We start from the raw sequence: 12,165 nt of genomic DNA, 5'->3' as shown, positions 1-12,165 counted from the left end.
ATCATTACAAGGAGTTACCAATGAGCCACGCTTACTTACCGATTTCCATCGCCGGGTCCGTCCGCCGTCTTGGGGGGGGGCTTTGCCTTGCGCTCGCGCTGTCCGCGTGCGGAGGTTCAGGTTCGGACTCGTCGGGGCCGCCCGCCGGCAGCACGGCCGAGGCAAGGCAAGCCTACCTGACGTCGCATATTGATGCGGTATTGGCAAGTCGGCAAAAGGCCGCCGATCCGGGCCTGAGCATCGTCGTCATCAAAAACGGCGTGGTGACGTACAGCCGTAGCAAAGGGATGGCCGACCTCGGCCGCAACAGCGCGATCAGCGAGAATACGGTCTTTGAGTTGGCCTCGCTGACCAAACCCATTACGGCGCTGGCCGTCATGCAGCTGCGTGATGCAAACTTGCTTGCGCTGACCGACCCGGTCACCAAATGGCTGCCACAGTTGCCGTCGGCATGGACGGGCATCACCATTCACCAGCTGCTGTCGCACCAGAGCGGCATTCCCGATTACATGAGCAACATCTTGCCTTCCGAAGTCAAGCTTCTCGACGGCAAGACCAATGACGACTTGCTTGCACGCTTCGCCGCCGACGGCCATGTTAATTTTGGACCCGGCACGAAGTCCGAATACAGCAACAGTAATTATCTGCTGCTGGCCGAAATCATCGCTCGCGCATCCGGGCGCAGCTACGCCCAGTACCTCCAGGAGCGTGTTTTTACCCCGCTCGGCATGCGCTCTACTTATGTGTTCGGCAGCGGCGTGCCGCAGCCCGGCGTCGAGGCGCTCAATTTTGCTCGCAGCGTCAAGCCAAACCCGTACGATTCCACCTTCGCCACCGTCGGCCCGATCGGCGTGCACAGTTCCGCGGCCGACCTGACGCTGCTGGTGCGCGCGCTGGCCGCAGGGCAGGTGGTTCCGATGACCACCCTGACGGCCATGACGAGCGCGCAGTCGGGCCGTGCGATCAATACCAGCGGCGAATTTTACGGCTATGGCTGGTATGTGCCGGCAGGGGCGGCGCCGCTGACCGTGTTCGCCCATACCGGCCAGCTCGACGGTTTTCACCATATCATCTACGCCGACCAGACCAAAGAATTGTATTACATCGTTTTGGAAAATGGCGGCGATGCGACTGCCAGCGTGGCCGCCGAGGTAAAGAAATTCGTCCTGACGACCTATAACTAACAGCCTGTCGTATTTCGCGTGGACGGACCAAAAAAACCACGTGACGGGTCCGAATTTTGCCGCTTTTCGGGTCGATGGAATGACTGTTGCCCTGAGAAAACGTCGAGATCTTTCTTCGGCCGGCCCATTTTTGGCTCGCCTCCTCAAGTCCGACAGGCTGCCAGGCGCGCTGCAAGTATGATGATCAGTCGACAATGTGCTTTCAAGGAGAAAATATGAACACCAGCAGACAAAAACGGTGGCGCGCGAGGTTCCCAGGCCGTCCGGCCCTGCTGCTGGCGTCGGCTCTTGCGCTGAGCGCGCTTGGCGCCGGATGCGGCCCGCTGCGCCTGACGTCGCCCCAGGAAATCGATGCCGGACTGGCCCAGGCGGCGCAGGCACATAACGAGCGCGAATGCAAGCGCAAGAATATCGACGCGAGCGCCTACTTCGCGTGCAAGCACCAAAACAAGCAGTCGTACGACCAGTGGCGCAAGGAGCGCAGCAATGCAAAGCCTTGAGGCAGGGCGCGGGCGCTGCGCCGCCACGCTGTGGCGGGCGGGGTTGGTGCTGGCCTTTGGCTCGACGCTTGTCGGTTGCGGCACGGCTGGCCCGACATTGTTGCGCGTGGTCAGCTCCGCAAGCTCGCCCGCGGACAAGCAGGCTGAGCTGACTAGGCGGATCGACGGCATGCTGGCAGAACGGCAGGACCCTGCCGCGCCGGGGCTGAGCATTATCATTCTCAAGGATGGCGCCGTCGTCTATCAGCGCAGCAAGGGGATCGCCGACCGGGCCCGGCATGCGTCGATTAGCGACCAGACGGTATTCGAGCTCGCTTCATTGACCAAGCCGATCACCGCCATCGCCATCATGCAGCTACACGAGCGCAAGCTGTTGTCGCTGCAGGACCCGCTTGGGAAATGGCTGCCGCAATTGCCCCCTGCATGGGCCGGCATCACAGTCCATCAGTTGCTGTCACATCAGAGCGGCATTCCCGAATTTATCGGCGTGCATTACCTGGAGCAGTCGCGCTACATCGATGGCATGACCAACCAGGGCTTGTTCGAGCGCTTTGCGCTGGATGGCGCGCTCAAGTTTCTCCCGGGGACGGACACGAAATACAGCAACAGCAACTATGTCGTATTGGCTGAAATCGTCGCGCGCGTTTCCGGACGCAGCTATGCCCAGTATTTGCAAGAAAATATTTTCGCGCCGCTGGGCATGCAGGCGACCTACGTGTCGGGCCAGGTTGCGCCGCAGCCGGGCAGCGAAGCAATTAGTTTTGCGCGCGACGCCAAGCCGTTCGGCCTGTCCTTCATGACACCCGGGCCGCTCGGCGTGCACAGTTCGGCCGCCGACTTTGCCCTGCTGCTGCGCGCTCTGGCGAGCGGCACATTGCTGTCGCGCCAGTCCATGGAGGCGATGACCGCGCCCCAATCGGCCCACCCGATCAATGCCCTGTCGGAATATTACGGCTATGGCTGGTATGTGCGGCCGAAGGGATTGCCCTTGGCCGTGTTTGCACACAAGGGGACCCTCGACGGGTTTCGTCACCTAACTCGCAGTAATTATCAGCGCGGCATCAGTTACGTGATATTGAGCAATGGCGGGCAGACAACTGATGACCTTGTCGATCGTCTGTCCGGCATCGTGCAGTACGTCTACGAATAGGCGTCGCGGCCCGCCCAAGCCGCTACTTCCCCTGCGCCGGTACGAACTCCTGCATGACCGCCTTGCGCAGCAGCGCCGGTGGCACCAGCCCGTGCGAGAGCACGAAGTCGTTAAAGGCGAGCCGGTCGAACCTTTTGCGCAGCGCAACTTCGGCCGCCTGGCGCGTTTCCAGCAAGCGCTGGTAGCCGTAAAAATATGCCGTCGCCTGGCCCGGCGCGCGGAAGGTATAGCGCTGCATCTCCTGCGTGGCCATGCCTTCGGACTGGCCCAGTTCATCCATCAAAAGGCTTCCATACCTTCTGGTGAAATTTCGCCCAGGTTGACCATCGGTTCGAGAAAGGCGCGCGCCGCGCGCAGCATGCGCGAAGAGCTACCCGTCGAGCGGCCGGTAAGGCTGCATTGCCACTTCCGCCTACAAGGCCCAGCCTTCGACGGTGACGTTATTGAACGCATCCACCGCGAGCGTGGGCGATATACCCGCCTCGATCATTTTCGCGAATTGCAGCTTGCGACCCGGCCGCGATTTTTGCGCGGTGATGGTCCAGGTGCCAGCCTGGTGCGAACAGTGGTCAAAAGCAAGCGTCTCGCCCCTCGCGCCCGACGGGCAGGCAGCGGATTAATCTGCGGCGCGGGCAAGGTGCAGGCTTTGAACAACTCCCTTCGGGAAGTCCAGGCAACAATTCAAGCATAATGACAAGGAGCTTTACATGACGCACTATTATTCCAACACACCTGCGCTGGGCCGCACCGTCAAGCTGGGACTGGCGCTGTTGCTGGGACTGACGCTGGCAGCCTGCGGCGGTCCGGGCGCCTCGACTGTGCCGCGTACGGGGACGCTGGAGGAGAAGCACGCCTACATGGTCTCCCACATCGACGATTTGCTGGCGCAACAGCAGGATGCGTCCCAGCCCGGCCTGAGCATCGTGATTGTCAAGGACGGCGCAGTTGCTTACAGTCGCAGCAAGGGCATGGCCGACATCGCCCGCAACACGCCTATCAGCGAGCAGACCGTCTTTGAGCTTGCCTCGTTGACCAAGCCGATTACCGCGATCGCCGTGATGCAGCTCGAGCAGCGCAAACTGCTCTCGCTCAACGATACGATCGCCAAGTGGCTGCCGCAACTGCCGCAGACATGGGGCGCCATCACGGTCCACCAGTTGCTGTCGCACCAAACCGGTATTCCCGACTATATGGGCGGCATCTCGCCGTTGGCCGCCCTGCAGCTCGACGGCTTTACCAACGACGACCTGTTCAAGCGCTTCGCACTTGACAGCCATCTCAATTTTGCCCCCGGCACGAGTGCGGCCTACAGCAACAGCAACTACGTCATTTTGGCGGAGATCATCGCGCGCGCATCGGGCCGCAGCTATGCGCAATACGTGCAGGAGAATATTTTTACGCCGCTCGGCATGCGCTCCTCGTATGTCACTGGTGCCAGCGCGCTCCAGCCGGGCGACGCGGCGTTAAACTATGCGCGCAGCACGACGACTCACGGCGCCAGCTTCGTGACGGTGGGACCGATCGGCGTGCACAGTTCGGCGGCCGACATGACGCTGCTGTTACGCAGTCTGGGGACCGGTCGGTTGGTTTCGCTGGACACACTTGCCGTTATGACGAGTCCGAAATCGGGCTTTCCCGTACTTGGCAGTGGTGAGTACTACGGTTATGGATGGTTTATGCCACGCAACTCCTCGCCCCTGACCTTGTTTGCTCATCGGGGCGGTGCGGACGGTTTTCGCAACATCATGCGCGTCAACTATACAAAAGGAATCTATTACGTAATACTTAGCAATGGCGGCGATGCAACTGAGAAGACGCTCGATGCCGTGCTGCAGGTGGTGCAACCGCTGTACGAATAGTGCGCGCCGATCCAATGATGAGCTGTGACCAGTAGTGCGGTTAAACCAAGGAGTAAAGAGATGCACCAAGATGTGAGACGCAATGGTTTCTTGATGCGCCGGCGGCCTGGCAGTCGCCTGGCGCTGGCGGCGCTGTTGGCCGTGGCGCTAACTGCTGCCGGATGCGGTGCCCCGCGTTTGCAGACCCCCGAGGAAGTTGACGCCGTATTGGCCAAATCGGCAGAGGGGTATAACCGCCGTGAATGCGAACGCAAGAACATCGACGCCAGCGCTTACTTCGCTTGCAGGCAGCAGAACCAGCGCTCCTACGAGCAGTGGCGCAAAGAACGCGACAACGCCAAGCCTTGAAGCGTGAGGATCGCCGGCGCAGTCGCGGCGCCGCGCAGCTGGTGCAGGCAGCTTTGGCGCGCAGCGGTCGGGCCGCTACTTCCCCTGCGCCGGCACGAATTCCTGCATGACCGCTTTTCGCAGCAGCGCCGGCGGCACCAGCCCTTGCGAGAGCACGAAGTCGTTAAAGGCGAGCCGGTCGAACTTCTTGCGCAGCGCAACTTCGGCCGCCTGGCGCGTTTCCATCAGCCGCTGGTAGCCGTAAAAATAGGCCGTCGCCTGGCCCGGCGCGCGGAAGGTATAGCGCTGCATCTCCTGCATGGCCATGCCTTCGGACTGGCCCACTTCATCCATCAAGAACGCTTTCACGCCTTCCGGTGAAATTTCGCCCAGGTTGACCATCGGGTCGAGAAAAGCGCGCGCCGCGCGCAGCATGCGCGCCTGCTGCGCGAAGAGCTGCCCGTCGAGCGGCAGGTAAGGCTGCATTTCCGCCTCCGCATACAAGGCCCAGCCTTCGACGTTGACGCTGTTGAACGCATACACCGCGCGCGCGGTCGACACGCCCGCCTCGATCATTTTCGCGAACTGCAGCTCGTGGCCCGGGCGCGCTTCGTGCGCCGTGATGGTCCAGGTGCCCGCCTGGTGCGAAAAATCGTCGAATGCAAGCGTCTTGCCCTTTGCGTCCGGCGCCATGCCGGTGGTGAGCACGAATTCGCCGTACTCGCCGGTATTGCCGAGCAGGCGCGGCGGGTTCATGTGCGGCGCGGGCGAGGCGGCGTTTTCGGCCACGCTGGCCAGCCGGATCACGGCCTTGCGCGCCGGTAGCGAGACGATGCGCTGCTCGTTGACCGCCTGTTCGATCGTGGCCAGGCGCTCGGCATACAGCGGCATCACTTGTTCGGCGCTTAACTGCTGCTTTTTCAGTTCGCGCATGACGGCGCGGTAGTCGGCCACGGGCAGCTTGCGTTCGCGCGCGATCTGGCCAGCGGTGATGTTCATCTGGTTGCGAATTTCCGCGAACGAGGTGAGCGACTTGGCGATCAGCTCTTGCGGGCTGATGTCGACGCCGAACTGGCGCAGGTTGTTGGCATACACTTCGGGCGGCAGGCGGTGGTCCAGGCGCGCGCGCGGCAGCACTTGCGCTTTGACTTGCGCGTTGTAGGCAACCAGCTGCGTCTCGAGGGTGGCGAAGGTGCTCTCCCAGCCAACCAGGCCGCTTTTGGCGAGCAGCTCGCGCATGCCCTGAATCAGGGTAGGGCTGTCGTTGATGGTCTGCTCCACTTCATCCTTGAAAGGCCCGAGCAGCTTGCCGTCGGCTTTCAGCCGCTCCTGCAAGCGCTCGTTGGCCAGCACCGTCAGCGGCCGGTAACCCTTGGTCAGGCCCGCATATTTTTCCAGACGCACCAACAGCGCCTTCTGGCGCTCCTTGGGAATGCGCGGGTCGAGCATCTCGCGCACTACGCCGAACATCATCCCCGTTACGTCGATAAAAGGCAGAAAATAGCGTCGGTTCAGAGCCGCCGAGCGGATCTGGTCTTCGCCGGCGCCAATCAGGATGGCGAGGTCTTGCCGCACTTTGGGGTCAAGCTCGGACGCCAGCTGCTTTTGCAGTTGCGCGATGGCCGCGCGCAAGTCCTTGTTCGAGGCCTCGAACTGGTCGCGCGACAGGTCGGTGATCTGTTCGTCGTAGCCGTCCACCCCCAGGCCGCTGGCGCTTTCGGGCGAATATTTGGCCAGTACATGGAGCAGCAGTTTGGCGCTCTCATTGCTCTTGGTGACCCAGGCTGGCTGGGCCGCGCCGGCGGGCAGCGACAGCGCGCCGATGATCAGCGCGGCCAGCAAAACATGGGCCTTTTTATATGTATGCGACATGCCATTCCTCCTCGGTAGTGGCCAATAGCGGCATCGGCAAGTATAGGAGGCGCTCGCGTCCCATGTCAGCAAAATCTTCGCACAATCGTGTATGCATGCGCTGCCGCCTGGGCGCCTGGCTTCGCCGGGAATATTTGCCGATCGGCTCGTGCCCCCTTTTATGCGGCCCGGGCGGACTGAACTGATATACTGACGCCCCCGCGAACGAGCAGAGAAGCGCCCGAAATTACAATGATGGACAATATGGCAGGCGCGGTTTTGACCGCAGAACAACTTACCTCCGGGCAGGACGATCACGATTCGCTGCAGTCGCACTTCCACGCCGGCATTTCGGCCGACGAAATCGAGCAAGTGTTTCACCTCAAGCGCGCGCAGCCGACGCTGCAGGCGTTCACGGCACTGTTCCACGGCGGCGCCGACGGCGTGCTGATTCGCCTGCTGGTGCTGCGCGAACTGGCGGCCGACACCAGCACGGCCGCGTTTACGCGCGCCGACATCAACCTCAAGCTGTCGTACCTGATTCCGGAAAGCCTGGAGACGGTGCTGCTGCGACTGCGCTCGCATGGCTTGCTGGCCTGGGATGCGCAAGGCGCCGTGTACCGCGTCACGCCCATGGCGCGCAACGTGCTCTCGGCGCTCGACACGCTGCTCTCGCTGGGCAAGGCCGACGACGAAGCCGAGATGGGTTTTTTGCTCTCGCAAGTGGCCGGCGCGCAGGCGGTGGGCGGGGTGACGGTCGAACAGCTCAAGCACCTGCTCGGACGCCTGGTCGACTTGACCGAGGAGTTTCGCGACGCGATCGCCTCCGGTTCCGAATTCAAGCTGCGCACCTCGCAGTCCAAGTGGCACATGGCCTGCGACTGGGTCGAGAAAGGCTCGCTGATTCTGCGCGCCATTCTGGCCGACGAACGGGCCGACTCGGCCACCCACAAGGCGGCGCAGGCGATCGGCCGCGCCCAGAGCGCGCTGCTCAACATGCAGGGCATGTTTTCGCGCGCGCTCAACCAGATCGAACGCCAGCGCGTGCACCTGGGCCAGTCCGGCCTGTCGACGACCGACGTCAAGCGCTGGCTGCTGGCACACGACGACCTGGCCTCGCTCGCCACCGGCGCCATCGACCGCCCCGTCATGCCGATGTTTTGCACCCCGGCCGAAATGATCGACGTGGCCGAGACCGAACTGCTGCAGGAACGCTTTGCCGTCATGGCGCAGGCCGGCCTGCCGGTCGGCCAGGATGCGCCGCTGACCGTGAACGACGCGCCGCCCATGCAGGCCGAACTTGACGACTGGCTGGCGCGCCTGTCCGACTTTGCCAACCTGGGCAACTTCCCCAGTTTTTCGGAAGACGGTCCCAAGACAGTGCCGATCCAGGATTCGCTGCTGCCAGCCAGCTTTGCAATCGCCTCCTACCGCGCCTCGATGCTGCCGCTGCTGGGCGACGCGTCAGAAGCGAGCTTGCAAGGCGCCACCGCACAACTGGCGCGCCTGCCCATTACCTTCACGCCTACCGACGAGATGGTCATGCTCAACGATCCGCACGTGTTTGCGATGTCGATTGCCACCCTCTCACTAGACCTCGAAAGCGGCCCGCTTGATGAATGACGATTCCCAAATCCTGATCGCGCGCCTGCTCACGCATCAAACGCTGCGGCGCGACGACAAGCTGGTCAAGCGCGTGCTGTCGGACGAACTGTTTCGCGCCGAGGTGGACAAGCGCCTGCTCGACTCGGGCTTGAAGATGATCGACAACGTGTATGCCGACCATGTCACGCTGGCGCTGCACCGCGCCGTGGAGCCGAAAATTTTCGGCGCCAAGGATATCTGGCAAAACAATAACTTCGGCCTCACGCGCGACGGCGTGGCGCTGCTGGTGGTGCTGTGGGCGCAGATTATTCTGCCCAAGCGCGAGCGGCAGGAAACGCACCAGAACGCCGACGACGACCAGGACGACATGTTCGACAAGGACAAACCAATGCCGCGCGCCGAAGACACCTCGATCGGCATTTCGTACACGGCGCTGCTGTCGGACTTTGGCGACAAACTGGGTAAAAAAACGCGCATGGACATGAACCTGGGCGTGCTCTCGCGCATGGGCTTTATCGAGCGGCGCGGCGACGTGATCCTCGAAGGCGCGCTGCTCGACCTGCTGATGGACACCGACGTGCTCAAGGAGCGCATCATCAATGGCGCCCTGGCGGACGTGTTCAAGCGCGCGCCGGTGGCAGTGGCTGACCCGGTGGCTGACCCGGTGGCCATCCTTGACCCTGACGCTGGCGTCGATTCCGACAGCGCAGCAGACCCGATAACCTGAGGCAGACCATGTTCCATATTAAATCGCTAGAACTGGTCCACTGGGATTACTGGCAACGCATCAAGAATATTCCGCTCGACGCCAAGATCATCACCATCGCCGGCCAGAACGGCTCGGGCAAGACGACCTTGCTCGACGCGCTGCGCACGCTGTTTGGTCTTGACTGTTCGATGGGCCGCACCTACAAGCACTACGCGCGCCACTCGGGCCAGCAGACCGCGTGGATTCGCGCCGTGGTGGACAACAAGAACGTTGGTCGCCAGCTGTCGAACCGGCCGTTTCGCAGTTCCGGATTTTTCAGCGACGACGAAGTCACGCTGTTTTGCCAGATCCAGAAAAACGGCGGCGACTGGAAGCGCCAGTATCTTATGCGCCCGGGCAATATCCAGATCGAGGATGTGACGGAAGCGAACGACTGGCTGGGCGTGGAAAACTACCGCAAGCGCCTGGCCAACGCCGGCCTGTCGCCCGCCATGGCCAAGGTGCTGGCGCTCGAGCAGGGCGAAACCGACAAGCTGTGCGAGTACGCACCGCGCCAGCTGCTCGACCTGGTGTTCCAGGTCTTTGGCGACAAGGAAGTGCTGGACGCGTACGACGAGGCCAAGCGCCACCAGCGCGACACCGAGACGGAACTGAAGCGCTTCGAGACGGAGCTGGAAGCGTCGCGCACCAACCTGGAAGGCCTGCGCCTGCGCGTGGCCAACTACCACCAGTGGGAAGACCTGCACAAGGAACGGCGCAACCTGCTCGAAGAAATCATGCCGAGCCTGGAGTACCACGAAGCGCGTGAAAAAGCCGGCGCGGTCAGCCGCAAACTGCGCGACGAGCGCAAACCCATGGCGCAGGCCGATTCGCAGCTGGTGGAAAAGCGCAATGGCCTTGCGGCCCAGGCCAAGGCACTGACGGACGCCCAGCAGCAGGAGACCTTGCTGGAGCAGGAAGGCACCGTGCTGGCCAGCCGCCTGACGCAAATTAACGCCAAGCTCAAGCCCCTGGACAGCCTGCTCGAACAGAAGGAACGGCTGCAAAAGCTGGCCGCCGATTCGGGCGCCGACATTGCCGAAGTGGCCGCCCAGCTGGACGCCAAGGAAGCGGAGCTGACGCGCCAGCGCCAGGCGCGCGAAACGCTGTCGAACCGCATCGCGACCGAACAGTCGACCATCTCCGCGCTGCAGGGCAAGAGCGCCATGCCCGAGCCGGAAGCGGTGCGCGGCATGCGCCGCGCGCTGCGCGAGGCGGGCATACTGCATGCCATGCTGTCCGATATCGTCGAGGTGACGGACGCCAAGTGGCAAGGCGCGGTGGAAGGCGTGCTCGGTGGTTACGCTTCCGTGGTGCTGCTCGAACGCGCCAAGGATGCGCCGGCCGCGTATCGGCTGGCCGAAAAGGAGCGCTATCGCCACTTCATCGTGCCCGAATGCGTCGACGCGCCCAATACCAGGGATGACAGCTTGCTGTCGGTGGTGCGCTTTTCGGCGCCGGCGCCGTCCTGGCTGATCGACCAGCTGGCCCGCATCGACCGTGTCGATTCGGTGGAGGCGGGTTTCAAGCTGGGCAAGGAAGCCGAATGGATCACGCCGGACGCGTATCATCGCGAACGGCGCGGCGGGCGCTCGCTGTTTGTGGAAGCGTCGCGTTACCGCTTTGGCGACGCCGGGCGCACCCAGCGCCTGGAAGCGCTGCAAAGGTCTTTGCCGGGCCTGGAAGCGAAGGAAGATGAGCTGACGCTGGCGATCAGCAAATTGGCCGCCGAAGTGGGCGCGCTCAAGGGCCGCATCGCCGGCGTGGACGCGGCCAAGGAACTGACGGCGCGCCACGCGGAGTTTGAAGAAGCGCTGCGCAGTACCGCGCCTTTGAAGGCCGAGCGGCTGGAAGTCGGTTCGCGCCTGGGTGAATTGCAAGGGCTGACCAAGGCCGCAACGGTGGCGCGCACGCGTGCCGACACCGTGTGGCAGAACGCGCGCCTGGCCTTGTCGGAGGCCGAAGCGGGTTTGCGCCTGGGGCACAAGCGCCAGATCGAACAGCGCAGCGAACATGCCAAGGCGCTGGTTGATCTGCGCCGCAGCTGGCGCCACCTGCCACAAAGCTGGCGCCGGCGCGCCAGGCGCGCCTCGCTGGTGGCCGAACACCAGAACACGCACCAGGTCGACCTGCGCGTGGCCTCGCTGCAGCATAGCCTGGCGCGCGACGACTGGGAGCTCGACGCGACCGTCATCGACCAGCACCACCGCCTGAACGACCAGTTGCAGGGCCGGCAGTCGGAAACCGACGAGCGGCGCTACCAGAACAACCGGGCGATTGAAGCGACCGGCAATGCGCGCGGCGCGTATATCGAACGGCTGCGCTATACCATCAAGACTTACAGCAAGAACATCAAGGAACTGGGTGAACTGGCGGGGATCGAAGTGCATGCCGACACGGTGCGGCTGGAGAACGACGACGTGCAACTGGCGCAGGCCGGGCTGCACGTGCGTTTCAAGTTCGACGGCAAGGACCAGATCGGGATGAACGATGGCGAAGCGTCGGGCGGCCAGCAGGTGATGAAGTCGCTGGTGCTGCTCATTGGTTTGCTCAAGTCGGAAGACGGCTCGGGCGGGTTCGTGTTTATCGATGAACCGTTTGCGCACCTGGACATTCGCAATATCCAGCTGGTGGGCGAGTTCCTCAAGAACACCGAGGCGCAGTATTTGATGACCACGCCGCTGACGCACAATACGGATGTGTATGACCCGTCGGAGCTCACGCTCATCACCAGCAAGAAGAAGAAAGACATGCAGTGGGCGCAGCCGATTTTCGTGCTGCAGCGCAGGCTGGCGGCCGACAAAAAAGCCGCCGCCTGACCCACTGCACGGTCCGGGGCTCATGGTGGAAAAACCGCCACTTGATAAATCGCGCATTCCGCCATGCTCCGCCGGCGCCATTGCCCACTGGTTCCAGCGCTTACGGTGGCATGCGAGACCCG

The 12,165-nt window shown here is 62.8% G+C and carries 11 protein-coding genes; 9 read left to right on the top strand and 2 right to left on the bottom strand.

From position 1 onward, the window contains the following. The first annotated feature begins 20 nt into the window (after nt 1-20). The 3 genes from ACP7D4_RS00450 (at nt 21) to ACP7D4_RS00440 (ending at nt 2,834) form a co-directional block, all read left to right on the top strand. Nucleotides 21-1,184, top strand: coding sequence for a serine hydrolase domain-containing protein (locus ACP7D4_RS00450; protein WP_426207487.1), 1,164 nt, complete (start codon nt 21-23; stop codon nt 1,182-1,184). Between the two features lie 215 nt (nt 1,185-1,399). Beyond that, the gene (locus ACP7D4_RS00445) at nt 1,400-1,684 is read left to right on the top strand and encodes a hypothetical protein (protein WP_426207486.1); all 285 of its coding nucleotides are present in this window, start codon (nt 1,400-1,402) and stop codon (nt 1,682-1,684) included. Then, nucleotides 1,671-2,834, top strand: coding sequence for a serine hydrolase domain-containing protein (locus tag ACP7D4_RS00440; protein ID WP_426207485.1), 1,164 nt, complete (start codon nt 1,671-1,673; stop codon nt 2,832-2,834). Before ACP7D4_RS00445 ends, ACP7D4_RS00440 begins: the two co-directional genes overlap by 14 nt. 22 nt (nt 2,835-2,856) lie before the next feature. Here ACP7D4_RS00440 and ACP7D4_RS00435 read toward each other — a convergent pair whose 3' ends face one another. Further along, complete coding sequence (locus tag ACP7D4_RS00435) at nt 2,857-3,114, bottom strand: DUF885 family protein (protein ID WP_426207484.1); 258 nt, start codon at nt 3,112-3,114, stop codon at nt 2,857-2,859. 39 nt (nt 3,115-3,153) lie between these two features. Here ACP7D4_RS00435 and ACP7D4_RS00430 point away from each other — a divergent pair, with 39 nt between their 5' ends. From ACP7D4_RS00430 to ACP7D4_RS00420, 3 genes are read left to right on the top strand one after another with little or no spacing between them, the layout of a single operon-like run. Next, nucleotides 3,154-3,525, top strand: a complete 372-nt coding sequence (locus tag ACP7D4_RS00430) for a hypothetical protein (protein WP_426207483.1) — start codon at nt 3,154-3,156, stop codon at nt 3,523-3,525. A gap of 16 nt (nt 3,526-3,541) precedes the next feature. Next, nucleotides 3,542-4,693 (top strand): serine hydrolase domain-containing protein, encoded by a 1,152-nt coding sequence (locus tag ACP7D4_RS00425; protein ID WP_426207482.1) that lies wholly within the window; start codon nt 3,542-3,544, stop codon nt 4,691-4,693. Between the two features lie 60 nt (nt 4,694-4,753). After that, nucleotides 4,754-5,041: a hypothetical protein gene (locus tag ACP7D4_RS00420; RefSeq protein WP_426207481.1), complete on the top strand. Its 288-nt coding sequence runs from the start codon at nt 4,754-4,756 to the stop codon at nt 5,039-5,041. A gap of 75 nt (nt 5,042-5,116) precedes the next feature. On the opposite strand, the gene ACP7D4_RS00415 is transcribed toward ACP7D4_RS00420, so the two are convergent. Beyond that, on the bottom strand, nt 5,117-6,892 hold the full coding sequence (locus ACP7D4_RS00415) for a DUF885 domain-containing protein (RefSeq protein ID WP_426207480.1): 1,776 nt from the start codon (nt 6,890-6,892) through the stop codon (nt 5,117-5,119). 231 nt (nt 6,893-7,123) lie between these two features. On the opposite strand from ACP7D4_RS00415, the gene ACP7D4_RS00410 reads away from it, so the two are divergent. Genes ACP7D4_RS00410 through ACP7D4_RS00400 form a run of 3 tightly spaced genes read left to right on the top strand, consistent with a single transcriptional unit; the run spans nt 7,124 to nt 12,043 of the window. Next, a complete protein-coding gene (locus ACP7D4_RS00410; RefSeq protein ID WP_426207479.1) occupies nt 7,124-8,494 on the top strand; it encodes a hypothetical protein in 1,371 nt (456 codons plus the stop codon). Continuing rightward, nucleotides 8,487-9,203: a hypothetical protein gene (locus tag ACP7D4_RS00405; protein WP_426103524.1), complete on the top strand. Its 717-nt coding sequence runs from the start codon at nt 8,487-8,489 to the stop codon at nt 9,201-9,203. The genes ACP7D4_RS00410 and ACP7D4_RS00405 overlap by 8 nt, the downstream gene beginning before the upstream one ends. Before the next feature lie 8 nt (nt 9,204-9,211). Further along, nucleotides 9,212-12,043, top strand: coding sequence for an AAA family ATPase (locus ACP7D4_RS00400; RefSeq protein WP_426207478.1), 2,832 nt, complete (start codon nt 9,212-9,214; stop codon nt 12,041-12,043). Nucleotides 12,044-12,165: the final 122 nt, after the last annotated feature.

The organism is Massilia sp. TWP1-3-3 (assembly GCF_049897805.1).
Taxonomy (GTDB): Bacteria; Pseudomonadota; Gammaproteobacteria; order Burkholderiales; family Burkholderiaceae_D; genus Telluria_A.
The sequence above is the reverse complement of the archived record's forward strand: the minus strand, read 5'-3'. Positions and strand labels throughout refer to the sequence as shown.